We start from the raw sequence: 25,717 nt of genomic DNA, 5'->3' as shown, positions 1-25,717 counted from the left end.
AAAAGGCACTTAACATATTGTTAAGTGCCTAGTTTAATACTATCTACCTGCGCGACGTAAAGCGCTTGAAGTAAATTCGTTATCGTTAAACGACTGTGAAAAATCGTACATTTTTTCTTGGTTATCTAAACCAATTGCTAAATAACGACGAGAATTCAAATCATGATAAACCTCAAGGGTACTCCACTGTGTAGGAACTTCGTAATAGTTAAGGCCATAAGCCATGGCTACACGGTAAAGTTGGTCGCGGTTATCATAAATATCAGTTACCTGTACTTGCCAGCTATCTTCATCAATGTAAAACACACGCTTTTTATAGATATGGCGTGTATCATCTTTTAAGTTAGCTTCAACAACCCAAACACGATGTTTTTCGTAACGTGTATGTTCTGGGTTAATATGGCCAGGCATTAAAATATCATCGTACTCTAGCTTGTCGCTATGAAGTTTATAGCTGTTGTAAGGTATGTATAACTCTTGCTTACCTTTTAGCGTCCAGTTGTAACGATTTGGTGAGCCATTAAACATATCAAAATCATCGGTAGTGCGCAGGCTATCTGCAGCTGTGCCTGGTGCATCATATGCAACATTAGGTGCACGACGAACACGACGTTGCCCCGAGTTATAAGTCCATGCTTGGCGCGGCGTTAATATTTGGTCCATTGTTTCATGAACTAATAATGCAGTACCCGCTAAACGTGCAGGCTCTGTAACGCTTTGTTTAAACTTAAACAAAATGTTTGAGTCTTGTAGCTCTGCAGGTGTTGCGCTTGGGTCTGAGTATTTAACTAATAGCTGCTCATCAAAACCAACATAGTTGTAAGAGCCAGATGCAGTCGGTGCAGCTTGACCACCAAAGCGCTCAATAGACTGGCCACGGTAACGTAATAAGTGATTCCAAATTGCCTCTAAACCTGTTTTAGGAATAGGGAAAGGAATACCTATCGCGGTATTTTTAATACCGTTACCGCCTTCGATTAATTCAGCAGTCGGTGCAAACTTTTTAGTCGCGTCATAAACAAACTGAGGGTACGAAGCTGAGCGGCGTGTTTCATACACTGGCATTTTAAATGTGTCTGGGTATGCTTCAAATAAAGCAATTTGACCCGGACTTAAATTGGCTTTGTACTTTTCAATATTACTTTTATCGATAGTGAAAAGCACTTTATCAGCTGTAAATGGGTCAAGATGATGCATACCAGCTTCATAACCTGCAGGCGCTGTTGTAATTCCATTATTCCACGCTGGAATAGAACCATCAGCATTCGCAGCTTTTTCTGCACCCATTGGCGTTAAGTTTTGACCTAATTGAGCAACTTCATCAGCGTTTAATTTAGCCAAGGCTGCGCTGCTTGCAAACAAACTACAAAATGCTGTAGCGATGAGGGTAGGTTTTTTAATCATAGTAATGTTACCCCTAAATAGAATATTTTAAGTTAAAAGAAACGTAATCGCGGTCTGAGAATGTATTAACACCGCCACCGCCCCAAAACGAGTTATAGCTCACATCAAGTGACCACGCATTTTGGTAGTTAAAGTTCATCGTAGCACCTAAAGATTTACGATCTTCGATAAATAAGAACATAGGATCTGGTGTATTACCGTTTACGTCATGAGAAAATACAAAACGTGGTGAAAAGTTAATACCTTTGTAAAAGTTGAAGTAGTCGCCTTTCGCAATTAGGCGGTAACCCCAAGACGATGCTGTAGCGAATGATTTCTCTTCAGCGCCATTTGATAGACCAAGTTGCAATGTTGAATAATCAGTAGTACCTGGGCCTGTTATTGTGCCACTACGGCCAGTGCCTGATACATTTAAACGCATTTCGTCATAGCCAGGCATATCGTGAATTTTAACTACACCCACTTCACCAACTACAGCCCAGCTATCAGCACCTAATGAAGGACCAAATAAATGTGTTGCTGTAAATTGAATTTGTGATGTATCACGTTCAATGTAGCCTTTGGCAACTTCACCTGCACCAACTGAGCTTACCGCATCGCCTATACTCATTTGCGAAATACCCGCAAAATCAGGACGAATACCAGCAACCGCCAATTGCTCAGGCATAGCTGTGTAAAGTAACTCTACGTCATCAATTTGTAGCGGTTCATCTTGGCGAAAAGCAAATTCACCCGCGAAGGCTGTTTCGCCAATAGTCGTATTAAAACTTAAACCATATAACTTAATATCTTCAGGGTACTCGTTTTCAGCTTTAGAAAAAGCAGTTAAATCAGCAACATTATCTGACGTGATTTCTGTTGTCATGATCATCGCTAAATCTTGGGCAATTGCAGCTTGTGAAAAGTTTGATACGCGACCAGATATAAGCGGACGACGGCTATGATAATTCACGTGATAGAGTGCAATTTCAGTATCATTAAATTCAGGTAAAAATACACCTAAACGTAAACCATACTGACCGCCATCTTCAGGCTCTGTTTTACCATTATCCCCTTTACCTTTTAAAGCAACTTTAGTTGGGTATGCAAGATACATTTGAGCTAATAAAGCACTTCCTTCTGCACTTGAAGGATCAATACCTTGTGCTGCTGCGGCTAATGCAAAATCAGATGTTAAGTTATTCAAGCTATCTGTTAAAAAAGCAACATCAATATCAGGATTAGACGTAAAACCTAATTGAACATTCTGCTGATAACCATTTTCTGCTGCAAAGTCATTAGTCGAAAAATACGTACCAGCTGCGGGTAAACGCGTTTCTTGCCATTGGTATTGGTAGAAACCTTCAAGGGTAATGTTGTCAGTAATGCCAAGCGATGCCCAAAGCATGCCTACAGGTATGAATGCTTCTTTAAGCTCAGCACCTGGCGCTTTCAATCGGTCAATATCAACTGGGTTTACGTTAATACCATGAGATATAAGTGTACTCTCACCCCAGTTAACTACTTGTTGACCTAAACGGACAGATAAAGGGTTATTACCATCATTTAAATCAAAATCAGCCCACACAAACGCATCTAATAAACGAATATCTGCACAGCTTTGCGCTTTAGTGTCTTTATCATCACACGGATCAACCCCCTGCCCTGATGTAGGATTTGAATATGCATGATAGCCATCCATCAACGCAAAGTCATAAAAATACATGAAGCGAGTGAACAAACCGTAGTTATCTTTATTTATTGAAAGGTCGTGTGTTCCCTTCAAAAGTTTTGAAAATGAGTCACCACTGTCAAAATTTAAATTACCAGCATCACCATTATTTGAATAAGAGCCAGGTTGAGCCCATACATCTTGAGATGAGTAAATAGTGTTGTTTAGCGCAGGGTTGTAACCTGTCCAATCAAATGCCGGATTGTTACTTTTACCAATTAGGCTAAAGTCTCTGTCTTCTACGCGAACACTTTGCCCATATGAAAAGGTTGAATCGAAGGTAATGTCAAAACCTCCAGCTTCAAATGTTACAGCTTGTGTACTTGCTGCAGATAAACCTAAGCTAGCGGCTGCTATACCTATAGCGATTCTATTTTTAACAAAAAGCGATCTTCTTATCATTTTGGTTCCCCCCTGTCGCGGGTCATTTTGTGTGATCAAGTTATTGTTTTTAGTGTAATCATAACGATAGAAGCGAATCAGTGAAATTACAAATACTCGCTCTAATCTTCCGTATACTTTATATTTTGGTTGACGCTTACGTATTGGTAAGACGTCGTACCAGATAATTTATACACGTAATTTAACAATAGGACAAATTGAAATTAACAAAAATACAATATTTTTATGTATATATAACATAAAAACCGAGTGTCAGGCCACTCGCTCTAGGCGGATAAACTTGTTTTCGGGGGTTAATAAGAGTCTAAAACGGCCACGTACACCTAAACTTGAAATGAAGGGCCTCAAATGTGTAGCAGCAAAACGAATCGTTTTACCGCCATCTTCTACAACTTGTAAAGAGCTAAAACGGCCATGGTAGTAATCCATGCACTCGTTATAGCTCAATCTTAAGGTAAAATAATACTCAATCATTTATGCGAGCGCTTTTTCAACCTTTTCATACAAATCAGCACTTAGTCCATCTAGATTAGCTAAGCGTTGTAATTGCAGTTTCATTGCTTGAGAGCGAACATCATCGTAACGCTTCCATGACATGAACGGTGTTAGCATACGAGACGCATTTTGTGGATTAATTGCATTAAGTTTTATTAACAAGTCACCTAATAACGTATAGCCTTGGGCATCTGAGCGATGAAATTGTGCTGTATTAAAGTGACTAAAGCTTCCTACAAGTGCACGGACACGGTTCGGGTTTGAAAAATCAAAACACGGATGTTCGTAAAGTGCCTTAATATTATCTATAGCTTTATTGCCTGACTGCATAGCTTGCAGTGCAAACCACTTATCCATCACTAAAACATCATGGCGCCATTGACTATCAAAATGACTCAAAAGCTCATCTTGTATAGGGTGGGATGCTTTTACCACTGCGCTTAGTGCACCAAGTACATTGGTCATATTAGTCGAACTTGCGGCTTCTTTAATAAAGCCTACAGCCTCTGGCTTTTGAGTTTTAGCCAAATAATGCAAGCATGTTTGTTTTAAAGCGCGCTTAGCAACGGAGCTTGCACTTATACTGCCATCATCTTCAAGAGATTCGTAACAAGCAAGCAGTTCATCAGCAAGTTCGTCAGCAATTTGTTGCTCAAACTTTTCTGTTATTTCAATAATCTCATCTACAGGTATTACTTCAAATTCAGCGGCTAATGTATCAAAACTTGGCAGTTTAAACAGCTCTGCAATTAAGGCTAAATCGCCCTCTTTGGTGTTTATAAGTACACGTAGCGCATTTATAGTTTCACTGCTTAACACGCTATTAGTTGTGTCGGTAATCTGAGATTTAATAGCTTTAATAAATAGCTGCTGTTGTGCATCCCAACGTGAAAAATCACTGCGTGCAAAACGCATAATATGTAATAGTTCGGGCTCTGTTGTTTGCTGATTTAAAATACAAGGTGCAGAAAAATCTTCGAGTAAAACCGCAACGGGCTTTTCTAAGATATTATCAAAGCTAAATGTTTGAGTCGTACTTGTTACATCAAGCACATGATCTAGTTTTTTACCTTTGTATTGCAGAGCAATACTTTCCCCATTCGCATCAAGTAGTTCAATAGCAAAAGGTATATGAAGTGGTTTATTGTCTGGCTGATTGTCCGGTGCTGCTTGTTCTATTGTTAATGTATACGTATTTGAACTGCTATCAAAATGTTGTATTGCATTTAAGCGCGGGGTACCCGATTGGCTATACCACAGCTTAAACTGCTCTAAATTAACACCTGATGCATCGCTCATTGCACTGACAAAGTCATCACATGTTACTGCTTGCCCATCGTGGCGCTCAAAGTAAAGTGTCATCCCTTTTTGAAAATTAGTTTCACCCAGTAACGTGTGCATCATACGGATAACTTCAGCACCTTTATCGTATACTGTTACAGTATAAAAGTTATTCATTTCAATAACTTTTTCAGGACGAATTGGATGCGCCATAGGGCCTGCATCTTCGCTAAACTGATGCGTACGCATTACTTTAACTGCATCAATTCGGTTAAGTGCACGAGAACCTAAATCACTACTAAACTCTTGGTCTCTAAATACAGTTAATCCTTCTTTTAGCGATAATTGAAACCAATCTCTACAAGTAACTCGGTTACCTGTCCAGTTATGAAAATATTCGTGCCCTACAATGGATTCAATCGTATGGTAGTCTTTGTCTGTCGCTGTTTCTTGATTGGCTAATACACATTTACTATTAAAAACGTTTAGCCCTTTATTTTCCATCGCGCCCATGTTGAAAAAATCGACGGCTACAACCATATAAATATCAAGGTCATACTCTAAATTAAAGCGTTCTTCATCCCATTGCATTGCTTTTTTAAGTGAAGCAATAGCATGAGGTGTTTTAGATAAATTACCCTTATCAACAAATAATGCTAACTCTACGTCTTTGCCGCTTTTAGTCGTGTACGTATCTTTCAAAACATCAAAATCGCCCGCTACAAGTGCAAATAAATAGCTCGGCTTTTTAAATGGGTCTTGCCATTTCACAAAATGACGACCATCTGATGTTTCACCGCTATCTACTTGATTACCATTAGAAAGAAGTTGTAGATACTTTTTATCGGCAATAATAGTTACATCAAACGTGGCAAGTACGTCAGGGCGATCCATGTAATAGGTGATTTTTCTAAACCCCTGCGCTTCGCACTGTGTGCAATACGCACCGCCCGATAAATATAAACCTTCTAAAGAAGTATTCGTCTCAGGTGATATCTCGGTCACAATACTTAATTGGCAACTATCCGGTAGGTTATTGATTATTAGCTGCTCACCAACAATTTCATAATCCGTTATATCAACTGTATCAACAGATAAAGACAGTAAACGCAAATCAACACCATCAAGCACTAAAGGTGCTTTTTTATCACCAACTCGGATAAGTGTTAATAAAGAGCTTACTTTGGTTGATAAAGGTTGTAGGTCAAATGTTAGCTCTGTGTGGTCAATTAGAAAGTCAGGAGCTTTATAGTCTTTAAGATATTGTGCTTGAGGTTTACTTGATTCAGTCATAGATACTCCAAAGCAGCTCCTTTTAAGTTAAAAGGAGCTGCTTAAAATTAGGCAGATTGTTTTGGCTTAATACGTAAAATTTTAATGCCTAAGTAGGCATAAACAACCGCTAAAACAGGGTTAATTAAGTTAAAGAAAGCGTAGAGTGCATAATCAAAAGGGTTTATAAGTAAAACGCTTTGCATGTATGCGCCACACGTATTCCATGGAATTAGTGGGCTAGTAATTGTACCGCCATCTTCCAATGTACGAGATAAGTTAACAGGCTTCAAACCACGTTTTTCGTATTCATCTTTAAACATACGTCCCGGTACAACAATCGCTATATATTGGTCGGCCGCTATTACGTTAGTTCCTATACACGTAGCTATTGTCGCCGCAATTAACGAACCTGTGCTTTTAGCTATTTTAAGTATGCTTTTTACGAAAATATCCAAAAGACCTGTTTTTTCCATAATGGCACCAAACATCAGTGCAGTCATAATCAGCCATGTAGTTGTAAGCATACCGGCCATACCGCCACCGCTGAGTAACGAATCCATCTTATCATCGCCGGTACTTATGCTAAAACCATCAAAGAAAGTAGTCCAAACAAGTTTAAAGTAGCCAACTAGCTGTCCTTGAGAAACATCAATTTGGCTAGCAATTAGATCAGACTGAAACAACATAGCCCAAACAGCGCCCACAACAGCACCAATTGAGATAGCAGGAAATGCTGGCATTTTTTTAATAGCTAAAACTAAAAGTACGATTAACGGGATCAGCATTTCAAAACCAATATTAAAGTTTTGCTGTAAAATAGCCGTTATTTCATCAATGCGCCCTGCTTCGCTTGAAGCTGTTGCATTAAACCCCATGAATATAAATATAATCAGTGCAATTACAAAACTTGGTACTGTCGTCCACAGCATATGTTGAATATGCTCAAACAAATCAGCGCCAACAACTGCTGGTGCCAGATTGGTTGTTTCTGACAGCGGGCTTAGCTTATCACCAAAGTATGCACCAGATATAACTGCACCTGCGGTTACTGTTTGCTCAAGTCCAAGACCCGTAGCAACACCTAATAAAGCAACACCTATCGTAGCAGCCGTGGTCCAAGAACTACCAATACTCATTGCTACAATGCCACAAATTAAACAACTCGCTGCATAAAACCAACTTGGATTGATAACTTGTAAGCCATAATAAATTAGAGTTGGTACAGTCCCAGAAAGTAGCCAAGTACCAATTAATGCACCTACCATAAGTAAAATTAAAATAGCACCAAGTGAAAGCGTTATGCCTTCGATCATAGCTTGTTCTAATTTTTTCCATGTGTAACCGTTTTTAAGACCAATTAAAGCCGCTGCAAAAGTGGCAAATAAAAGTGCTATTTGGTTAGGACCGGATGAAGAGTTGTCACCGAATAAGTATACAGCCGCGCCAAGTAAACAGATTAATACAGAGATAGGAATTAATGCATCAAAAAACGAGGCGGGTTTGATTGGTTTATCTTCCAATGGCTTCAAAATAGAGACTCCTACACACACTTGCTGTGTGTTTAATTATTATTTTTAGCACGTAAAGCGCATTAATTGAGCGTCATTAATTCAGCTCAACTTTATGTAATCGAAGATTATAACAATTTAGTAAATTTTAGGTAGTAAAAAAGGCGCCAATGCGCCTTTTTTACAGAGGTAAAACCAGTTATTACTTCTTAGCTATACGACCATAATTTATATAATCTTGAGTAATTAATGCAGCCTCTTCCAAAAATGGGTCAAGCTCTTCAATTACTTCTGGTATATCGTCTAAGTTTTCTACCGGATCTTTACCTAAACGCTTAAGACGTTCGTTAGTACGTACAAGTGCACGTGCTTCACCTTCGTCTTTTTCTTTAATACGGTCTGCTTCAACTAAAGAGATAGTTTTACGGTCTTTCTCTTCGTTGTATAAGGTAATGTCATTAAATACATAACCAAATTCTGGCTCTGATTTAATTCGTACTTCGTGTTGTTTTTCAAGGTACGTAATAATAGGGGTTAAATTACCTAGTTTTTTATATTTCGCTTTAACAATGCTGTCCCAAGGAAGTGCATTATCTTGCTTACTTTCGCCCCACTGTGCAGGATCAATTGCTGATGGAAACGAAATATCAGGGATAACACCTTTATGTTGCGTGCTACCACCGTTAATACGATAAAACTTAGCAATAGTATACTGTACACTACCTAACGCATTATCGTATAGGTCATAAGCACGGCCTAAGCCTTTGTGCTGCTGTACAGTACCCTTACCAAATGTTTGCTCACCAATAATTACAGCGCGACCGTAATCTTGCATTGCTGCTGCGAATATTTCAGAAGCAGATGCACTGTAACGATCAACTAACACAGTTAAAGGGCCGTCATAGTAAGTTATACCATCACGATCTTTTTGCTCTTCTATACGGTTATTTAAGGTATGAATTTGAACAACTGGGCCCTGGTCAAAAAACAAACCTGACAATTGTGTTGCTTCATATAATGAACCACCACCATTTTGGCGCAAGTCGATAATAATACCATCAACCTTTTCTTCTTTAAGCTTAGCAAGTTCTACTTTTACATCTTTCGAAAGATTATTGTAAAAGCCAGGAATTTCAATCACCCCAATTTTACTTGTTAAATCAGAATATTTTGCTTCAAATACTTCTGATTTAGCCGCTCTATCTTCAAGTCTGATTTTATCGCGAGTGATTTCTACAACTTTCGGAGCGCCGTGAGCATCAACACCTTTTAAATACTGTAGACGTACTTTAGTCCCTTTAGGACCTTTAATTAAATCAACTACATCATCTAAACGCCAGCCAATTACATCTACAAACTCTTCGCCATCTTGAGCAACACCAATAATGCGATCATCAGCTTTAATTTGATCTGTTTTATCTGCAGGGCCTCCCGGCACTAAGCTGCGAATAACGGTGTAATCTTCATCAGGGCTTAATACGGCACCAATGCCCTCAAGCTCTAAGTCCATATCCATTTTGAATTGCTCTGCACGACGTGGCGATAAATAAGACGTATGCGCCTCAATACTGCGTGCTAGCGAATTCATAACAATTTGAAAAGCATCTTCTGAATTTGATTGTACTAAACGTTTTTCTGCATTTTTGTAGCGTTTGGTCAGCACCTCTTTAATGCCTTCCCAATCTTTACCCGTCATTTTTAAACGCAGTGCGTCGTACTTTACACGCTCACGCCAAATTTCATCAAGCTCAGCTTGTGACGCAGGCCATGCTGAATCTTCACGGTCAAAAAAGTATTCATCTTCTTTATCAAACGTCATCTCTTTTTCAAGCAGAGTAAGTGAATACTCGTAACGTTCAAAACGGCGTTTAAGACTTAAGTTAAAAATATCAAACGTAAAGTCTAATTTACCGGTAGTAATAGCGTTATCAAAGTCATCACGATATTGCTCAAATGAGGCTATATCGCTGGCTAAGAAAACGCTTTTATTAAAATCAAGGGATTCGATATAACGATCGTACACTTTACTAGAAAGCTCATCGTTAAATTGAACCGGTGTATAGTGTGAACGAGCAAATAAGCTAGCCACTCGTTTGCTAGCAGTACCATGTTGACTCTCTTGCTTGAGCTGGGGTAAATCGTCAATAGTGACGGCTTCTACAGCAGCAAATAATGAACCTGAAAACAGGGCAGCAACTAACGGAATGAGCGTAAACTTTTTACTCATACACAACTCCTTAATTTATTTACAACTTAAACAATGTATAAGCTGTCAGCTTTGGTTTTAACTTGCATACCTGTTACTAACTCAACATGAACATCATCTTTGTTCACTTCAGTTATTACTGCATTTACAAGTGCTTGGCCAAGTTTAACCTTAACCTTATTATTAACCTTGACCTCAGTTGCTGGCAAAGGTTCAATTTTTCCTGAACGCTTAGCCGGCGCTGCTTTAGCAGGTTTGTTAGCTGCAGGAGCGTTTTTATCGCCTGGTTTGCTAGCATGAGCTGGTTTTTTCTTGAAAGATTTAGAATCAGAATCTTGGCGAGGACGCTGTTGTTTTTTGCGTTTAGCCATTTTAGCGCGGCTTTCTTCCAATGCTTTTTGTGCATGGTCGATATGCTCTTGCTCAACTTTTTCACCTTGATTACCATCAAGATCAATACGAAACTCTGACTTGGTCACAGCTTCTAAATAACGCCAGTTAGACGTGTATTTTCTAAGCGCTTGACGAACTTGAGTCTTACTTACTTTTTCAGACCCTTCAATACGCTCAGCAATATCTTTAAAAATACCTACTTTAAGCGGCTTGATGCCATCTTTTTGTTTAAAACATTGTGGGAATTCTTGATATAAAAATTCCAACACTTCATTAATATCTTTTAGCTTGTTTGTGGTTTCCATTTTAGAACCTATTTTTCACATCTTTTCATCAAGGGACGAATCGACGTAGTGTGTTACCCAGTCGACCAACTCTTCGAAATCGGCTTCTATAACAGCCATATCACCTCGAAGGTGTTCCCAAATACCATTTATTGTTTCATCAATAAATTCACATTCTGAATCATCTGGAAGACGATCCCATGCAATATGAATCAAATCATTGAGCGTTTCCGCTACATGTTCTTCTTCGCCTTCCCAATCGCCGACATCTTGTACAGCAAATAGGTAGTCTTGAACATTTAGCAAATCTTTCATTACAAGCTCGCCTCTAAGCATTTTACTAATGCTTCTAGACCGGCTTTATCGTCAGCATCAAATCGACCAATACTCGGACTATCAATGTCTAGTACAGCAAATACTTTACCATGTTTCATGATAGGTACAACTACTTCAGAATTAGACGCTGCATCACAGGCTATGTGGCCGTCAAAAGCGTGAACATCTTCAATTAATTGTGTTTCTACGGTTGCCGCAGCAGTTCCGCATACACCTTTTCCTACTGGAATACGAATGCATGCAGGGTTACCTTGAAACGGACCAAGTACTAATTCAGTAGGAGAATCCATAAAGTAAAAGCCCGCCCAATTTACATCCTCTAAAGAGGTAAATAACAGCGCGCTTATGTTTGCCATATTGGCAATTACATTGGATTCACCAGCTATCAGCGATTCAGTTTGCTTAACTAATGACTGGTAAAAATCGTGCTTTTGCATACCAAACTACTTCTTATTAAACATACAGTAGCTAAAGGTACTCTTTGTCGTGAAAAATTGGAACCTTTTGGAGGTAAAAAAAAGGAAATCACACCGTTTATCAGTGCGCTTGGTTAATAATGCTGCGATTATTTTTTTGCCGTTTTACGAAGACCAAACAAAAACAGCCCAGCAGCGAACGCTGACATTACACTATTGATCAAAAATATCTCCCCTGTTGTGGCACTTAATAAGTAACTAAATATCGCTCCGCCTAGTAGTCCAAGAGTTAATACCCCTGAATAATTAACTTTAGAATACTTAAACATGAGTAAATACCCAGGCACAACAAAAGCAGCCATTGTTAAGCCTACTATGTGTGCATTTGATATAGCAGTCATTAATAAGGTAAGAAATATTGATACAAACTCGCCTTCAAGCGTAAGTGAGTAATAAACACCAAGTAAACTGCCTACAATAACAGGCGATAATAACGAAAGCCCTACGCTTTTTGCTAGCTGATGTTTCATTTAAAATCCTTAATACACAAATCTAAATTCTATGTATAAAGCATGCACCAAGATCTAAAGGTTAGAAACAGAGACTATGGTCGTAATTTATGATTAAAAATAAACCTTATTGCAGTTTGAGCCTATTACTTTATTAATAGGCTCATAAGTTTGGGTCACACTTATCAAAATGCTTATAACTTAGCTATTTTATTTGATAACTCAAAATGGCTAGATGTTACTATTTCCTCAAGCACTGCCACCCTTTTGCTCAACATCGCTGTTTGTTCCTCTAATTTTGTTATCTTGTTATTATTATTTAGTCCTTTAAATTTTGCGTGCGCTGCCATTATTGTAGTTTTATAGGTGAAATAACGTTTAGTAATAGTAAGAATCAAAAAGGGTGAGCTAAATATAATTATTACAATAAATAATTCTAGCATGGTCGTTTCCCACTCAGTTTAAGTTAGCTTGTTGCGTGTAAAGGCCATTTTTAGTGCATTGAAATAATTTTGATAATGTAACTTCGCGCTGCTTTCCTCGTCGAATTAGCATCTCAACATACACAATACTTAACACAATGGCTGTTGCTTTAAATAAGTTACCTTGTAGATCACCTACTGCGCCACCCGACATACCAAATATTCCGTAAGCTGCATTCATAAAAATATGCATCCACATAGGAAACCAAATACGATAACCACATTCACAATATAGCCACGCAAACCATGTACCTGCTACAGTAGTGATTGCAACCGCCATCAATGCAGAAATCGCATCATTGCCTTGATAAATATGGCCCAGACCAAATATTACTGAACTAATTAATGCCGCAGGCACAAAGCCCCATCTACAATATTTAAATAAAACACCAAACAATGCAGCCCTAAAAATTAGCTCTTCAAAAAACCCCGCATAAACTGAGCCAGTTATTATTGCTGGTATTGATAGGTTAAGTTCATCACTCAAAAATCCATAACCTATTGCCATAGGAGTACAACAAATAATTGCTGCAAGTGCATAGTTAATAAAACCAGAGGAATTGAGCCCTATAGTTTCAAAAGGCTCACTTTGTTTAAACAAAATAATAGCCGCAATAACTAACGGTCCATATAAAAAAGTATATTTAGCGGGGGTAAATAAAATGCCAGTTAGATTATCAAGTTCAGACAACCAGCTAGACCAACCTTCTCCCCAAAACTGCCTCATTACATAGTGGCAAAATACAAATATAGAAATTATTACAAATGCCTTGATAGCGTATTTCATATCTACTTTTCTCGTTAAGTTGTAAATTTCAACTTAATCTTGGCAATAGTAAAAATACAAAGCGACCTATTAGGTCTCAATTACAAGACGAGGTATAAAGCCCATGTTTTAGGGGGGGATTAACATGTTTTTGGGATTAATGACAAAGCATCTTTTATTACTTTTACATAAGAACGAGACACAGGAATTTTAATATCAATTGTATGTAGCGATAATTGCAACCCTCCAGCATTACCACTGTAGTGTTGAATGTTTTGCAGGTTGACCGCATAAGAACGGTGGCATCGTAATATAATTGTTTTTTCTGGAAGCTGCTTTAATAAACCGCTAAGAGATACACGTAATAGTTTACGTGAAGTTGAAGCTCCTTCTTGTATTGTTATTTCACAATAGTTGTCTGAAGATTTAATAAATAAAATATGGTGAGGAGCCGTATTAATTTCGTCGTTTTTGTTATCGCCTTTGAGAGTAATTGTCTTTAACTCAACTTCTCTCAACTGCTCTTGAGCAACGCTAACTGTACTTGGCTTAGTTAAATCTATTACATGCCTATTTACCACAAGTAAAAAAATAAGAGGAAATACACCAATACAAAAAATATACCCTACAAAAAGTAATTGATTCTGCCAATGCCAAGATCCAAGTACAGCAACCACAAAATACCCATGATTGAATATCGCAGTAATTAAAATATATGTGATAGGAATAATAATTAAACGGTTTAATTTACTTAGCTTAAACTTAAGTAACACTATTTCTATGAAACCTGACAATAGCAAAGCACAAAAGGTTACTAACCCATAGCCAAAAAGTCGCAGAAACTTGTAAGACTCGGTATCGCTTGAAGTGCCAAAAGGTTGAAATACAAAAAGTACAAAAAGCGTTATAAACGAAAACATGACGGCACGATATACAACTAACTTTCTCGAATCTAGATCATCTTTGAGCCACAACATCCTATTTTGCATACCTTTAATCCACCAATATTTAAAAATAACACACATTAATATGTGCATTCCAACTCATTTAAAGTTTTTTGTGATGGTCGTTTTATTAAAAACAAAAATAGGAAGAGAACATCAACGTTTTTTAACATCAGAAGATGATTTGTGAGCAATTCTATCTGCTTTTAAGGTTTTACTAATAAGAGATAAGAGATAAGAGATGTAATACCAATTCGCTTAATTAAGTGATCTATTTAGAGGGCGGATAAACGTGTTTACAGCTAGCCAATAAATTCGCTATTTAGTTGTTCAAAATGAGAATTTTTTAACGCAGGGAGCGACACGTTTAGCCCCGCAAAATGATTAAGTATTATTGCGGATTGGTATAAGTGTACTGATTTTGTTCCAAACACAAAAAAGCCCGCTAAATTAGCGGGCTATTCTGTTATGTGGTGGAGAGATAGGGATTTGAACCCTAGATGGGCTATAAACCCATGCCGGTTTTCAAGACCGGTGCATTCGACCACTCTGCCATCTCTCCGATACTGCTAAGTTAAAAGTAAGAGTGTACTAATAACTATTTAAATGAATGATATTTTAATTACCACACACTTATTAAATAAGTGGTGGAGAGATAGGGATTTGAACCCTAGATGGGCTATAAACCCATGCCGGTTTTCAAGACCGGTGCATTCGACCACTCTGCCATCTCTCCGCACGGCCTGCATAATAGGGAAACCCATCCCTTTTGTGAAGCTTTTTTTTAAATTAATTGTTTAAGTGCCTAAAAAACAATTAATTTGTTTAAAGTTAAAACAAAATGTTTTTAATTTAGCCGTCAATATACTTTTATTTAAATATTTAACTCTATTGATCTACAAAGGTTTGCCCAAACATATAAGAGTTGGTAATCTAATTTTAGTTAAATTATCGAAACACACACGTTTCATTTAAAGGAGCTCTACAATGGCGTTTAATCAATCGTACAATACCGCGAAACCGGTAATGTCTACCATTGAAACAAACAAGGTACTTAAAAACACCTACTTTTTACTAGCTATGACACTTGCATTTAGTGCAGTTACAGCCGGTATTTCAATGGCACTACAATTACCTTACTTTATGGGAATTGTGTTTACACTCGTTTCGTTCGGTTTATTATTTGTTGTAAATAAAAAAGCAGATACAGCATCTGGTGTATTTTGGGTGTTTGCTTTCACAGGTTTAATGGGGGCAGGCTTAGGTCCATTGCTTAACCATTATGCTGCATTACCTAATGGCCCAATGCTTATTATGCAAGCCTTAGGTTCTACAGCGCTTATCTTTTTTGGTTTATCTGCTTATGCACTAAATACTAAAAAAGACTTCTCATTCATGGGTGGCTTTTTAACTGTTGGCTTAATCGTTGTGATTGTAGCAAGCATCGTTAATATTTTTATTGGCAGTTCATTGATGTTTATGGTGCTTAATGCAGCAGTTGTACTGATTATGTCTGGTTTGATTTTATTTGATACAAGCCGAATCATAAACGGTGGTGAAACTAACTACATTCGCGCAACAGTGTCTTTATACCTAAGCGTATATAACTTATTTACTTCTTTGCTTGCTCTACTTGGCGCAAGTGATGACTAATTAAATAGTTCTGTTAAAATAGCCCCTTTATTGGGGCTTTTTTATTGGAATTGTTTTGGCACGCTTTGTTCTTTCATTACATACACCACCATCCGATCACGATACCACGCAACGCATAGTTAAATTTGCGAATGCATGTTTAGCCCAAGGGCACACCATTGATGCTATTTTTTTATACCAGCAAGGTATTTATCATGCATCTACCCACTTTGATTTATCCTCAGACGAACTTCAAATTTCAGCACTTTGGCAGCAACTCGCTGATCAAAAACTAAATTTAATGCTGTGTGTTACCGCCGCGCAAAAGCGCGGGTTAGATATTAAAAACACAGGTGTATTTAAAGTCGCAGGGTTAGCTGAATTTGCAATGCTTGCAAGCGACGCAGATAAATGGGTGCAATTTAAATGATAAACGTATTAGTAATGAGTCAGTGCAGCCCATTTGACGATTTAAATATTCGTGATGCACTAGATATGACATTGATTTTTGCTGCTGTTGACCAAAATGTAAGTTGGTTGTTTAGCGGCCCCGCCGTTTTAGCTTTAAAAAAGCATCAGCAACCAAACAATATTGGCTTAAAAGACCTTTTTAAAAATATTAAAACACTCGAAATTTATGATGTTGAAAACATTTTCGTGTGTGAAAAATCATTGCTTGATTATGGTTTAAATAAACATGATTTACTCATAGAGGCAAAAGCTCTTAACTTTAGTCAACAACAAACACTAATTAAAGCGCAGCAACATGTGGTGAACCTATGAGTACGTTACATATTTTTTCAAAGCCGCTTAACTATTACTCGGCAAATCAGCTTGAGAATTTAATTTTATCAGGCGATAAGGTACTACTTGTTGGTGATGCCTGCTTTGCAAAAAAACAATTTAGGCAATTTGCAGATACACTGTTAATACTTGAACAAGACGCGCAAGTACGTGCAATAAAATTAGCAGATAACGATAAAGCAATTAGCTATGAAGACTTTGTGGCACTCACTTTATCAACTAATCAATCAATTACGTGGTAACTCATGCTTGAATTTAACAACCAACAGATTGAAACCGACAAACAAGGCTACTTGCTCGACCATACTTTATGGTCAAAGGAGCTGGCGCCTGTAATTGCTACTCAAGAAAACATAACACTTAGTGAGCAACACTGGGAAGTCATTAATTTTGTTCGTGATTTTTACATTGAATATAACACCAGCCCAGCAATTAGAATGCTTGTAAAAGCAATGGCTAAAGCACTCGGTGAAGATAAAGGAAATAGCCTTTATTTATATAAATTATTTCCTAAAGGCCCAGCCAAGCAAGCAACAAAAATTGCCGGATTACCAAAACCAGCTAGGTGCATATAATGAGAGCTAAATCAGGCAATAATCAAGCAACACAAGCCAAGCCAAAAAGAAGTACTGGGCGTACTTATTCACGCAGTGCACTTAGCAAAACGCCATCTGGTAAAAGAGAAATAAAGCCGCAGATAGCATCTAAAGACAGAAAAATTGTGTTATTCAACAAGCCGTTTGATGTGCTATGTCAATTTACGGATGACGCAGACAGAAAAACGCTTGCAGAGTTTATACCTATTAAAGAAGTTTACGCAGCAGGAAGGTTAGACAGAGACAGTGAGGGTTTATTGCTTTTAACAAACTGTGGGAAACTACAAAACACCTTAACTGCTCCTGATAAAAAAACGAATAAAACCTACTGGGCACAAGTTGAGGGTGAACCAACGAGTGAATCAATTAATGATTTATGTAATGGCGTAGAACTTAAAGACGGGCTTACACTCCCCGCTAACGTTAAAATAATTGATGAGCCAACAATTTGGGCGCGTAATCCCCCTGTACGCGAGCGGAAAGCAATCCCTACCACTTGGCTAAGTATTACCATTAATGAAGGTAGAAACAGACAAGTTCGTCGAATGACCGCGCATATTGGACACCCTACACTTCGCCTCATCCGCTATAGCATTGGCAACTATACGTTGGATGATATTAATTGTGGTGAATACAAAGTAATTAAGGGCGTAGTTGATGCATAAACCGCATGTCACGGTTGCAGCAATAGTAAAAAAGCAAAATGAGTTTTTACTTGTAAAAGAGCGCGATAAATTTACAAAGCAAATTTGTTACAATCAACCTGCGGGTCATTTAGAGCAAAATGAGACACTTGCGCAAGCTGCAAGCAGAGAGCTACTAGAAGAAACAGGCTTAGCGCTTGCGCCTATTGGTTTTTTAGGTGTTTATAATTTGCATGCCGATAACGCAGTGCACTATTTGCGATTCTGCTTTTTATTTGAAGCACCTAATGATATAGAAGCACCAACACCAATAGATTCTGACATTATCAGCGCTAACTGGCATACATTAGAGCAAATAAAATCATTACCGCTTAGGAGCCCTTTAGTGCTCAAGTGTATTAACGACAGCCTGAATCGACCAGCGTTAAGCTTAGAAACTATTTATAATTGATTTACTCAGAGCTTAGCGCTATACAATTACGCCCTTGTTTTTTAGCATAATACAGGGCGTTATCAGCGGCTCTAACAAAGCTGATTTCATTGCTATTTGTATAGTTGCTGATGGTATTAATACCCATACTTATAGATAAAAATCCGGTAAAGCTATCCTGGTGAGCAATAGCTAAGCTTTCTACAGCTTTTTGTATTTGCTCAGCTATAAACAACGCTCCTTGCCTATCCGTTTGTGGAAGTAAAACAACAAATTCTTCTCCACCATAGCGAGCCACAAAATCTTCTGGGCGACTAACCGTTGAAGCAATTTTTTGAGCCACGTCATATAAGCACGTATCGCCCGCTACATGCCCATACCGGTCATTAAATTGCTTAAAATGGTCAATATCAATAATAATCATCGATAGCATGCCTTCGCATTCTTTTGCTCGTTCAAACTCATGCGTTAGCTTTTCATCAAACCGACGCCTATTCGCAATTTTGGTTAATGCATCCAAAAAGGCCATATCCCTGAGTATATCTTCTGCTTCTAAGCGCTCTGTTGCATCATTAAAAACAGCTAAAAACTCTTCACCTATATCAATCCCTGAAATTTCCATCATCACTTGTGAGCCATCACGACAAGAAACTCGATAGTTATTTGCGGGTATGTCGTTATTGTTACTTAGTGCCTTTTCAAGTGAGTCTTGCCACAGCTCTTTTGCAAGTGCTCTGTATTGGGGATCTGGATACGCTTTTTCCCACCATGATTTAAGATTTGGCACATCTTCTACTGTATAACCAAAAACATCTACAAAACGTTGATTAACTTTCAAAATATCACCCGTCTTGGCACATACATTACATACAGGCATTGGCAAAACGGTAAATAACCTAGCGTAGTGACTTATCTCATGTTTGCGCATAGGGTTGAGTGTACTTTGAGGTAAGTAACTCATTGGCATATCACTTTTTTCTATACTAAGCTTTTCGTCCATTTCTAAAGCGAAATACCATTCAAGCCACCAGTGCTCTACATGATCAAGCACCTTTAACTCAACGTTTTTTTTAACTGTTGAACCTTTTATTAAGCTAAATAACTCATGTACATGGTTTGGCTCTTGGTAAATATGAGGGTTTTTGAGTTTTTTTAACTCATAAAAAAGATGATAGGCTGATTTTTTAAACTCTGTCGTTTTGCTAGAAAGTAATTCGCTATCCACAAAATCAGGTTTTCGTGTGTAATGCTCAACTAAAGAATTTATCTTGTTTATTTGATAGGCATAATTCATATATTCATTCCATTGACTATATTTCAAGCGGCTTTAAAGTGGTTTACATTCATATACTCACCACTATTTTATTTTTATTAAGTGTATATTTACTCTAGTAGTTTTAAAAGAAAATACTATTAATAAAACTCAATAACTACATGAATTATTCTATAGTCTTAATTTATTAGTAAAGATCACTTTAATATTACTAAAGTTACAGCCTGATAATGCGTTTAAGTCTAGTTTGCTATTTGTTATACAAATAAAATAGTGACAAATTATGTCCTTTGCCGCCCTACGCTCTTTAAGCACAAACAAAATACATGCTATAATCGCGGCCTTTCCAAGTTAACAGCAATCTGTATAAGCGAAATTATTCATGAGCGAAAATAGTCACATTAAAGTCATTGTTGGCATGTCCGGCGGTGTTGATTCTTCTGTATCTGCATATTTATTACAACAACAGGGCTACCAAGTAGAAGGCCTGTTTATGAAGAACTGGGAAGAAGACGACAATGATGAATACTGTGCCGCCGCTGATGACTTAAAAGATGCACAAGCCGTGTGCGACAAATTAGGCATTGAGCTTCACACAGTAAACTTTGCTGCTGAATACTGGGATAATGTATTTGAGTACTTTTTAGCAGAGTACAAAGCAGGTCGTACGCCAAACCCCGATATAATGTGTAATAAAGAAATTAAATTTAAAGCCTTTTTAGAATTTGCGGCTCAAGCACTCGGTGCTGACTTTATTGCAACCGGACACTACGTTCGCCGTGAACTTCGCGATGACAAATACGTAATGTGTCGCGGACTTGATAACAATAAAGATCAAAGCTACTTCTTATATACCCTAAGCCATGAACATATTGGCCAAACGTTATTCCCTGTAGGCGATATCGAAAAACCAGAAGTGCGCCGCATAGCAGAAGAACAAGACCTAATCACTCACGATAAAAAAGACAGCACCGGAATTTGCTTTATCGGTGAGCGTAAATTTAAAGACTTTTTACAAAAGTTCTTACCAGCGCAACCTGGCGTTATCGAAGACACTGACGGTAATAACGTAGGCGAGCACGAAGGCTTAATGTACCACACACTTGGACAACGCAAAGGCTTGTTAATTGGTGGTATGAAGGAAGGTTCTGGCGAACCATGGTACGTAGTTGATAAAGATTTAGAACGTAACGTACTTGTTGTTGGCCAAGGCAAAGATCACCCTCGCCTATACAGTAATGGTCTTAATGCAAACCAATTACATTGGGTAGACCGCGTTGGCCCTAAAGGTACCACTCGCTGCACAGTTAAAACACGTTACCGCCAAGAAGACTTAAGCTGTACCCTACTTGTAGGTGAAGACGGCATGGCTCGTGTATTATTTGATGAACCACAAAAAGCAGTTACGCCAGGTCAATCTGCTGTATTTTATGCAGAAGATGTGTGTTTAGGTGGTGGTATTATTGACTCGGTGATTAAGTAATGAATGAACACCAAGTCATGGCGCTTGCCGCCATGTGCCAGGTTGCTAAGCAAGTTCAAAAAATTGCCCAGTACGGCAGTAATAATGAGCACGACTTAGAAGTATTACTTTCAAGCATTATTCAAACATCACCGGCATCGCCAGAAGATGTTTACCAAGGTACTGACAACTTACGTGATGGCTATAAAACATTAATGGCGCAGCTAACTGCTGGCGCTCAAAAAGATGTTGAAATAGTAAAATACGTAGGTGGTTTGATGCAGCTTGAGCGAGCACTAAGTGCAAACGACAAAAGCTTAAACGAATTAGGCAAACGAATTGATGATATTCATCGTCGTTTAGATCATTTTGCTATTACCGACGAGAGCGTTGTTGCCGGTTTAGCAGATATATACTCGTCGGTGCTGAGCCCCCTTGGGCACCGAATACAGGTTTATGGTAAACCCGAGTTATTAAAACAGCAGCTCACTCAAAATAAAATCCGTGCGTTATTATTAGCCGGCATTAGAAGTGCAGTATTATGGCGACAAATGGGCGGTAAACGCCGTCACTTTTTCTTTGCAAAAAGAAAAATACTCGCCATTGCTAAAACAAAAATTTAACTATCGTTCAAACTAAAATTTAGGAGTTATTATGGAGCTTTCAGCGTTAACGGCTATCTCTCCAGTGGATGGTCGCTACGGCAGCAAAACCACTGAACTACGCAGTATTTTCAGCGAATTTGGCTTAATTAAATACCGCGTAATTGTTGAAGTGCGTTGGTTGCAAGCGTTAGCTGCAGCAAGCGATATAAAAGAAGTACCTGCATTTAGCGAAGAAGCTAATGCACTTCTAAACGCCATTGTAGATAACTTCAGCGAAGCTGATGCACAGCGCGTTAAAGATATTGAACGCACTACAAACCACGATGTTAAAGCGGTTGAATACTTATTAAAAGAAAAAGTAGCCGATAACAGTGAGCTTCATGCAGTCAATGAATTTATTCACTTCGCTTGTACTTCAGAAGATATTAACAATCTATCTCATGGTTTAATGCTTAGCGAAGCACGTAACAAGGTTTTGCTTCCTTATTGCGATGAGCTTTTAAGCGCAATTAAAGAAAAAGCGATTGAGTACAAAGCAATCCCAATGATGACTCGTACGCACGGGCAACCAGCTACACCATCAACGATGGGTAAAGAGTTTGCTAACGTATACATGCGTTTAAAGCGTCAACGAGACCAAATTGCTCAAGTAGAAATGCTAGGTAAAGTTAACGGTGCTGTTGGTAACTACAACGCTCACCTTAGTGCATACCCAGATTACGACTGGCATACTCACGCAGATAAATTTGTATCAAGCTTAGGTTTAACACTTAACCCATTTACTACACAAATTGAACCGCATGACTATATTGCAGAGTTGTTTGACGCAATTGCACGTTTTAACACTATTTTGCTCGATTTTGACCGTGACATGTGGGGTTACATCGCACTTAATCACTTTAAGCAAAAAACAATTGCGGGCGAAATTGGCTCATCTACAATGCCGCATAAAGTTAACCCAATTGATTTTGAAAACTCAGAAGGTAACTTAGGTTTAGCAAACGCTATTTTTGCTCATCTTGCACAAAAATTACCAGTTTCTCGCTGGCAGCGTGACCTTACCGATTCAACAGTATTACGTAACTTAGGTGTAGGTATGGGTTATGCGATTATTGCATACCAATCAACACTTAAAGGTGTGAGCAAGCTTGAAGTAAACGAGCAACGTTTAGCTGACGAGCTTGATCAAAACTGGGAATTGCTAGCCGAGCCGATTCAAACAGTTATGCGTAAATATGGTATTGAAAAGCCATACGAAAAACTTAAAGATTTAACACGCGGCAAACGTGTAAATCAAGAAATAATGGCTGACTTTATCGATGGTCTAGACCTTCCTGAGCACGCTAAAGTAGAAATGAAAAAACTAACACCTGCTAATTACATTGGTCGTGCTGTTGAGTTTATTGATGATTTAGTTTAAAAACTAAATTACTCTTTTAAAAAGCGAAAGGATCATCCTTTCGCTTTTTTTGTTTTAACCCCATTGCACTAACTAGTAGGCATAATGTATGTATCAATTAAAAATAAATAATTTGTCTGAGCAAGAGTTTTTAAGCCATTTTTGGCAAAAAAAACCGCTTTTAATCAAACAAGGTTTTGCTAATTTTCAAGACCCACTTGATGCTAATGAACTTGCCGGTCTCGCAATGGAAGAAAGCATAGAGTCACGTATTATCACCAATCATAAAAATGATTGGCAAACGCACCAAGGTCCATTTGAAGACTTTGAGCAATTAACAGACGATCATTCTACATTGCTCGTGCAAGCAGTTGATCACTGGCATAGCGAAGCTGCACAACTACTAGAGCCATTTAGGTTTATTCCAAACTGGCGCATAGATGATTTAATGATTAGCTATTCAACGCCTAATGGTGGTGTTGGCCCACATTTAGACCAATATGACGTATTTATTATTCAAGGCGAAGGTAAACGTCATTGGCGTGTAGGTCTGCCCGATCCAACACTTAAGCAGTTTGCTCAAAACAAAAAATTACTGCAAGTAGAAGCATTTGAAGCCGTAATCGATTGCATATTAGAGCCTGGCGATATTTTGTATATTCCACCAGGGTGCCCTCACGAAGGTTACGCTGTAGAAAACGCACTAAATTATTCAGTTGGTTTTAGAGCGCCAAATCAACAAGATTTACTATCGAGCTTTGCCGATCATATTATTGATACCGAAAGCGGCCAAAAACGTTATACCGATCACAACATCACATTAAGAAAATCAAAGGGTGAACTTACAAACCTTGAAGTTGATAAAGTTAAAACATTGATGGCGGCACTTTTAGAAAATGACGATTTATTTAAACAATGGCTAGGCTCAACGCTTAGTCAGCCCAAACATGAAATGGATTTAGCGCCAGTAGAGCCTCCATTTACGTCAGAGCAAATAAGCGATGATTTAAGTAATGAAGAAACAGTGTTTGAACGCTTAGGTGGCACACGCGCTATTTATCAGCAACTCGATACAGAAGTTTTACTAAGTGTAAATGGCGAAAATTACGCTATGCCGTTAACCGACTTAGCGGCGGTTAAACTACTTACCGATAATACTGAGTTTGAAAGTTCAGCATTAAATTTAACAAAGCCAAGCTTAGTTTTTACTCAAACTTTTACTACACTTGTTAATGAGGGGATCTGGTTTAATATAGACCACGAGTAATAATACCAATTATATTAATAATGATGAGCACGTTACAGCGTAAAATATTATGTATACAGGTCAGTTAAAATTTTTAATTTTCATCTGATATTGGCTTAAATAATTTTGCTGTGATTGCTTACTCATTCTAATTTGGTATCAATAGGAGTTTGCAATGGGCTATCTGGTTGATAAGGTTGAATGGGATATAAAAAAAGATATGCTACAAAAAATTCGAGAGCGAGTTTTTGTTTACGAGTTACATATCCCCAAGCATATCGAGTTTGATAGCCTAGATAAAATTGCATTACATGTACTTGTTACAGACGATGCAAACTGCCCAATAGCAACAGGTAGATTATGTAAAGATGGCTTAATCGGCAGAATAGCTGTATTACCTGAGCACCGTAATCGCAAAGTATATACATCGCTTCTAAACTTTATTGTAGAATTAGCGTCAAACCAAGGTATTGAAGAAGTAAGCATTAATTGTATTTTAAATGAAGTAGAGCGTTTTAAGCGCAATGGTTTTATTCAGCAAGGGAATGTATTTATGGAGGCGGGAATTCCTAGGCAACGTATGCAATGCCCTGTTTCAGCGTTTAATACTACTCCCTTTACACTTGTCCATTAGATAAAGAAAAGGGCGATAAATAAGCTATCACCCTCTACTTTTTTACTTAACCCAAACCGTCGTTACTTTGCCTCATTTGCCCACAGCGGCTCATTATCATACATTTCGTACAAGCCATGGGCTCTATTGATAAGTAAGTTAGCAAAGTCTACCTGTGTTTTATCACGCGCGCCTGTACTCATAATCTGATCCGCTTTTAATTGCCACTGCAAAGAAAAGTAACGCATTGCATCACGAGCATCTGTAGCTGCACTTACTTCAGCATGATCTGTAGGTAACCGCCCTGTTACTACCCAATATGTTTTACCGTTCTGTGCTTTAAATTTCCACATTGCACAAAGTGGTGCTAAAAATCGACTGTCTTTATCAACTACTGATTTTGGCATAATGCCCTTTTCGGCTAAATGCTTTTGCGCTGTTTGAAAACATTCGCGTTGCCACTGCATTCTTTGCTCATCAGTTATAACTTGTTCTTTTGCTGTTAACGGCTTTTTTTCTTGTTGCTGCATTTTTATTAACCTTTTACTTCTTTTTTAACACTCTAAGGGCTTAGTAAATAAGGTGCAAGTATAAAACGGTC

At 38.1% G+C, this 25,717-nt stretch carries 27 protein-coding genes and 2 tRNA genes; 12 read left to right on the top strand and 17 right to left on the bottom strand.

What is annotated here, in order from left to right; translation table 11 throughout:
* Window positions 1-39: 39 nt before the first annotated feature.
* From H5126_RS09155 to H5126_RS09085, 15 genes are all read right to left on the bottom strand, one after another.
* Window positions 40-1,404 (bottom strand): DUF1329 domain-containing protein, encoded by a 1,365-nt coding sequence (locus H5126_RS09155; protein WP_165721954.1) that lies wholly within the window; start codon window positions 1,402-1,404, stop codon window positions 40-42.
* Between the two features lie 13 nt (window positions 1,405-1,417).
* Window positions 1,418-3,517 (bottom strand): DUF1302 domain-containing protein, encoded by a 2,100-nt coding sequence (locus H5126_RS09150; RefSeq protein ID WP_154903039.1) that lies wholly within the window; start codon window positions 3,515-3,517, stop codon window positions 1,418-1,420.
* Window positions 3,518-3,769: 252 nt separating this feature from the next.
* Complete coding sequence (locus H5126_RS09145) at window positions 3,770-3,991, bottom strand: DUF2835 family protein (RefSeq protein WP_010552655.1); 222 nt, start codon at window positions 3,989-3,991, stop codon at window positions 3,770-3,772.
* Window positions 3,992-6,586 (bottom strand): aminopeptidase N, encoded by a 2,595-nt coding sequence (gene pepN / locus H5126_RS09140; protein WP_182719811.1) that lies wholly within the window; start codon window positions 6,584-6,586, stop codon window positions 3,992-3,994. It abuts the gene before it with no gap.
* 47 nt (window positions 6,587-6,633) lie between these two features.
* Window positions 6,634-8,097 (bottom strand): Na+/H+ antiporter NhaC, encoded by a 1,464-nt coding sequence (gene nhaC, locus H5126_RS09135; protein WP_002961908.1) that lies wholly within the window; start codon window positions 8,095-8,097, stop codon window positions 6,634-6,636.
* Window positions 8,098-8,278: 181 nt separating this feature from the next.
* Window positions 8,279-10,303 (bottom strand): carboxy terminal-processing peptidase, encoded by a 2,025-nt coding sequence (gene prc, locus H5126_RS09130; RefSeq protein WP_165723491.1) that lies wholly within the window; start codon window positions 10,301-10,303, stop codon window positions 8,279-8,281.
* 26 nt (window positions 10,304-10,329) lie between these two features.
* Entirely contained in the window at window positions 10,330-10,980 is a 651-nt protein-coding gene (proQ, locus tag H5126_RS09125; RefSeq protein WP_002961909.1) for an RNA chaperone ProQ, read from the bottom strand.
* A 15-nt stretch (window positions 10,981-10,995) separates the two neighbouring features.
* Window positions 10,996-11,274 (bottom strand): hypothetical protein, encoded by a 279-nt coding sequence (locus H5126_RS09120; RefSeq protein WP_002961910.1) that lies wholly within the window; start codon window positions 11,272-11,274, stop codon window positions 10,996-10,998.
* The gene (locus tag H5126_RS09115) at window positions 11,274-11,732 is read right to left on the bottom strand and encodes a GAF domain-containing protein (RefSeq protein ID WP_002961911.1); all 459 of its coding nucleotides are present in this window, start codon (window positions 11,730-11,732) and stop codon (window positions 11,274-11,276) included. Before H5126_RS09115 ends, H5126_RS09120 begins: the two co-directional genes overlap by 1 nt.
* A gap of 128 nt (window positions 11,733-11,860) precedes the next feature.
* Window positions 11,861-12,241 (bottom strand): hypothetical protein, encoded by a 381-nt coding sequence (locus tag H5126_RS09110; RefSeq protein WP_002961912.1) that lies wholly within the window; start codon window positions 12,239-12,241, stop codon window positions 11,861-11,863.
* Window positions 12,242-12,414: 173 nt separating this feature from the next.
* Complete coding sequence (locus H5126_RS09105) at window positions 12,415-12,663, bottom strand: hypothetical protein (RefSeq protein ID WP_182719810.1); 249 nt, start codon at window positions 12,661-12,663, stop codon at window positions 12,415-12,417.
* A 13-nt stretch (window positions 12,664-12,676) separates the two neighbouring features.
* Window positions 12,677-13,489, bottom strand: coding sequence for a CPBP family intramembrane glutamic endopeptidase (locus H5126_RS09100; RefSeq protein ID WP_154903035.1), 813 nt, complete (start codon window positions 13,487-13,489; stop codon window positions 12,677-12,679).
* 119 nt (window positions 13,490-13,608) lie between these two features.
* Window positions 13,609-14,505 carry a LytTR family DNA-binding domain-containing protein gene (locus tag H5126_RS09095; RefSeq protein ID WP_259395140.1) on the bottom strand — a complete coding sequence of 299 codons (897 nt, stop codon included), beginning with the start codon at window positions 14,503-14,505 and terminating at the stop codon, window positions 13,609-13,611.
* Between the two features lie 378 nt (window positions 14,506-14,883).
* Window positions 14,884-14,974, bottom strand: a tRNA-Ser gene (locus H5126_RS09090).
* Window positions 14,975-15,057: 83 nt separating this feature from the next.
* Window positions 15,058-15,148, bottom strand: a tRNA-Ser gene (locus H5126_RS09085).
* 251 nt (window positions 15,149-15,399) lie between these two features.
* On the opposite strand from H5126_RS09085, the gene H5126_RS09080 reads away from it, so the two are divergent.
* The 7 genes from H5126_RS09080 to H5126_RS09050 are packed head-to-tail and all read left to right on the top strand — an operon-like array spanning window position 15,400 to window position 18,539.
* Window positions 15,400-16,065: a Bax inhibitor-1/YccA family protein gene (locus H5126_RS09080; protein WP_008133668.1), complete on the top strand. Its 666-nt coding sequence runs from the start codon at window positions 15,400-15,402 to the stop codon at window positions 16,063-16,065.
* Between the two features lie 55 nt (window positions 16,066-16,120).
* Window positions 16,121-16,474, top strand: coding sequence for a sulfurtransferase complex subunit TusD (tusD, locus tag H5126_RS09075; RefSeq protein ID WP_024596911.1), 354 nt, complete (start codon window positions 16,121-16,123; stop codon window positions 16,472-16,474).
* Entirely contained in the window at window positions 16,471-16,827 is a 357-nt protein-coding gene (gene tusC, locus H5126_RS09070; protein WP_182696472.1) for a sulfurtransferase complex subunit TusC, read from the top strand. Before tusD ends, tusC begins: the two co-directional genes overlap by 4 nt.
* Window positions 16,824-17,090 carry a DsrH/TusB family sulfur metabolism protein gene (locus H5126_RS09065; RefSeq protein WP_008133664.1) on the top strand — a complete coding sequence of 89 codons (267 nt, stop codon included), beginning with the start codon at window positions 16,824-16,826 and terminating at the stop codon, window positions 17,088-17,090. The genes tusC and H5126_RS09065 overlap by 4 nt, the downstream gene beginning before the upstream one ends.
* 3 nt (window positions 17,091-17,093) lie before the next feature.
* Window positions 17,094-17,423: a TusE/DsrC/DsvC family sulfur relay protein gene (locus H5126_RS09060; RefSeq protein ID WP_007375712.1), complete on the top strand. Its 330-nt coding sequence runs from the start codon at window positions 17,094-17,096 to the stop codon at window positions 17,421-17,423.
* Window positions 17,423-18,109 carry a pseudouridine synthase gene (locus tag H5126_RS09055; protein WP_182719809.1) on the top strand — a complete coding sequence of 229 codons (687 nt, stop codon included), beginning with the start codon at window positions 17,423-17,425 and terminating at the stop codon, window positions 18,107-18,109. The genes H5126_RS09060 and H5126_RS09055 overlap by 1 nt, the downstream gene beginning before the upstream one ends.
* A complete protein-coding gene (locus H5126_RS09050) occupies window positions 18,102-18,539 on the top strand; it encodes an NUDIX hydrolase (RefSeq protein ID WP_182719808.1) in 438 nt (145 codons plus the stop codon). The genes H5126_RS09055 and H5126_RS09050 overlap by 8 nt, the downstream gene beginning before the upstream one ends.
* A 1-nt stretch (window position 18,540) precedes the next feature.
* Here H5126_RS09050 and H5126_RS09045 read toward each other — a convergent pair whose 3' ends face one another.
* Window positions 18,541-19,812, bottom strand: coding sequence for a sensor domain-containing diguanylate cyclase (locus H5126_RS09045; protein WP_182719807.1), 1,272 nt, complete (start codon window positions 19,810-19,812; stop codon window positions 18,541-18,543).
* Between the two features lie 361 nt (window positions 19,813-20,173).
* Between H5126_RS09045 and mnmA the strand changes: the two genes are divergently transcribed.
* The 5 genes from mnmA (at window position 20,174) to H5126_RS09020 (ending at window position 25,137) form a co-directional block, all read left to right on the top strand.
* Entirely contained in the window at window positions 20,174-21,274 is a 1,101-nt protein-coding gene (gene mnmA, locus H5126_RS09040; protein ID WP_002962705.1) for a tRNA 2-thiouridine(34) synthase MnmA, read from the top strand.
* A complete protein-coding gene (hflD, locus tag H5126_RS09035) occupies window positions 21,274-21,876 on the top strand; it encodes a high frequency lysogenization protein HflD (RefSeq protein ID WP_007375707.1) in 603 nt (200 codons plus the stop codon). Before mnmA ends, hflD begins: the two co-directional genes overlap by 1 nt.
* A gap of 31 nt (window positions 21,877-21,907) precedes the next feature.
* Window positions 21,908-23,278, top strand: a complete 1,371-nt coding sequence (gene purB, locus H5126_RS09030) for an adenylosuccinate lyase (RefSeq protein WP_182719806.1) — start codon at window positions 21,908-21,910, stop codon at window positions 23,276-23,278.
* Window positions 23,279-23,366: 88 nt separating this feature from the next.
* Entirely contained in the window at window positions 23,367-24,524 is a 1,158-nt protein-coding gene (locus H5126_RS09025) for a cupin domain-containing protein (protein ID WP_182719805.1), read from the top strand.
* A gap of 154 nt (window positions 24,525-24,678) precedes the next feature.
* The gene (locus H5126_RS09020) at window positions 24,679-25,137 is read left to right on the top strand and encodes a GNAT family N-acetyltransferase (RefSeq protein ID WP_182719804.1); all 459 of its coding nucleotides are present in this window, start codon (window positions 24,679-24,681) and stop codon (window positions 25,135-25,137) included.
* 62 nt (window positions 25,138-25,199) lie between these two features.
* Here the strand turns inward: H5126_RS09020 and H5126_RS09015 are convergent, their stop codons facing one another.
* Window positions 25,200-25,646, bottom strand: a complete 447-nt coding sequence (locus H5126_RS09015) for a DUF4826 family protein (RefSeq protein ID WP_024594685.1) — start codon at window positions 25,644-25,646, stop codon at window positions 25,200-25,202.
* Window positions 25,647-25,717: the final 71 nt, after the last annotated feature.

It is taken from the genome of Pseudoalteromonas sp. SG45-3, assembly GCF_014164075.1.
Classification (GTDB): domain Bacteria; phylum Pseudomonadota; class Gammaproteobacteria; order Enterobacterales; family Alteromonadaceae; genus Pseudoalteromonas; species Pseudoalteromonas distincta.
This window is presented reverse-complemented; position numbering and strand designations above follow the sequence as displayed.

Bases quoted from the DNA above. Each gene is read 5' to 3' on its own strand.
- H5126_RS09115 (WP_002961911.1), bottom strand. From the start codon at position 11,732: ATGCAAAAGCACGATTTTTACCAGTCATTAGTTAAGCAAACTGAATCG.
- mnmA (WP_002962705.1), top strand. From the start codon at position 20,174: ATGAGCGAAAATAGTCACATTAAAGTCATTGTTGGCATGTCCGGCGGT.
- H5126_RS09045 (WP_182719807.1), bottom strand. From the start codon at position 19,812: ATGAATTATGCCTATCAAATAAACAAGATAAATTCTTTAGTTGAGCAT.
- purB (WP_182719806.1), top strand. From the start codon at position 21,908: ATGGAGCTTTCAGCGTTAACGGCTATCTCTCCAGTGGATGGTCGCTAC.
- H5126_RS09110 (WP_002961912.1), bottom strand. From the start codon at position 12,241: ATGAAACATCAGCTAGCAAAAAGCGTAGGGCTTTCGTTATTATCGCCT.
- prc (WP_165723491.1), bottom strand. From the start codon at position 10,303: ATGAGTAAAAAGTTTACGCTCATTCCGTTAGTTGCTGCCCTGTTTTCA.
- H5126_RS09020 (WP_182719804.1), top strand. From the start codon at position 24,679: ATGGGCTATCTGGTTGATAAGGTTGAATGGGATATAAAAAAAGATATG.
- H5126_RS09050 (WP_182719808.1), top strand. From the start codon at position 18,102: ATGCATAAACCGCATGTCACGGTTGCAGCAATAGTAAAAAAGCAAAAT.
- H5126_RS09095 (WP_259395140.1), bottom strand. From the start codon at position 14,505: ATGCACATATTAATGTGTGTTATTTTTAAATATTGGTGGATTAAAGGT.
- H5126_RS09025 (WP_182719805.1), top strand. From the start codon at position 23,367: ATGTATCAATTAAAAATAAATAATTTGTCTGAGCAAGAGTTTTTAAGC.
- hflD (WP_007375707.1), top strand. From the start codon at position 21,274: ATGAATGAACACCAAGTCATGGCGCTTGCCGCCATGTGCCAGGTTGCT.
- pepN (WP_182719811.1), bottom strand. From the start codon at position 6,586: ATGACTGAATCAAGTAAACCTCAAGCACAATATCTTAAAGACTATAAA.
- H5126_RS09055 (WP_182719809.1), top strand. From the start codon at position 17,423: ATGAGAGCTAAATCAGGCAATAATCAAGCAACACAAGCCAAGCCAAAA.
- H5126_RS09155 (WP_165721954.1), bottom strand. From the start codon at position 1,404: ATGATTAAAAAACCTACCCTCATCGCTACAGCATTTTGTAGTTTGTTT.
- proQ (WP_002961909.1), bottom strand. From the start codon at position 10,980: ATGGAAACCACAAACAAGCTAAAAGATATTAATGAAGTGTTGGAATTT.
- tusC (WP_182696472.1), top strand. From the start codon at position 16,471: ATGATAAACGTATTAGTAATGAGTCAGTGCAGCCCATTTGACGATTTA.
- H5126_RS09065 (WP_008133664.1), top strand. From the start codon at position 16,824: ATGAGTACGTTACATATTTTTTCAAAGCCGCTTAACTATTACTCGGCA.
- H5126_RS09145 (WP_010552655.1), bottom strand. From the start codon at position 3,991: ATGATTGAGTATTATTTTACCTTAAGATTGAGCTATAACGAGTGCATG.
- H5126_RS09060 (WP_007375712.1), top strand. From the start codon at position 17,094: ATGCTTGAATTTAACAACCAACAGATTGAAACCGACAAACAAGGCTAC.
- H5126_RS09080 (WP_008133668.1), top strand. From the start codon at position 15,400: ATGGCGTTTAATCAATCGTACAATACCGCGAAACCGGTAATGTCTACC.
- H5126_RS09150 (WP_154903039.1), bottom strand. From the start codon at position 3,517: ATGATAAGAAGATCGCTTTTTGTTAAAAATAGAATCGCTATAGGTATA.
- H5126_RS09120 (WP_002961910.1), bottom strand. From the start codon at position 11,274: ATGAAAGATTTGCTAAATGTTCAAGACTACCTATTTGCTGTACAAGAT.
- H5126_RS09015 (WP_024594685.1), bottom strand. From the start codon at position 25,646: ATGCAGCAACAAGAAAAAAAGCCGTTAACAGCAAAAGAACAAGTTATA.
- H5126_RS09100 (WP_154903035.1), bottom strand. From the start codon at position 13,489: ATGAAATACGCTATCAAGGCATTTGTAATAATTTCTATATTTGTATTT.
- H5126_RS09105 (WP_182719810.1), bottom strand. From the start codon at position 12,663: ATGCTAGAATTATTTATTGTAATAATTATATTTAGCTCACCCTTTTTG.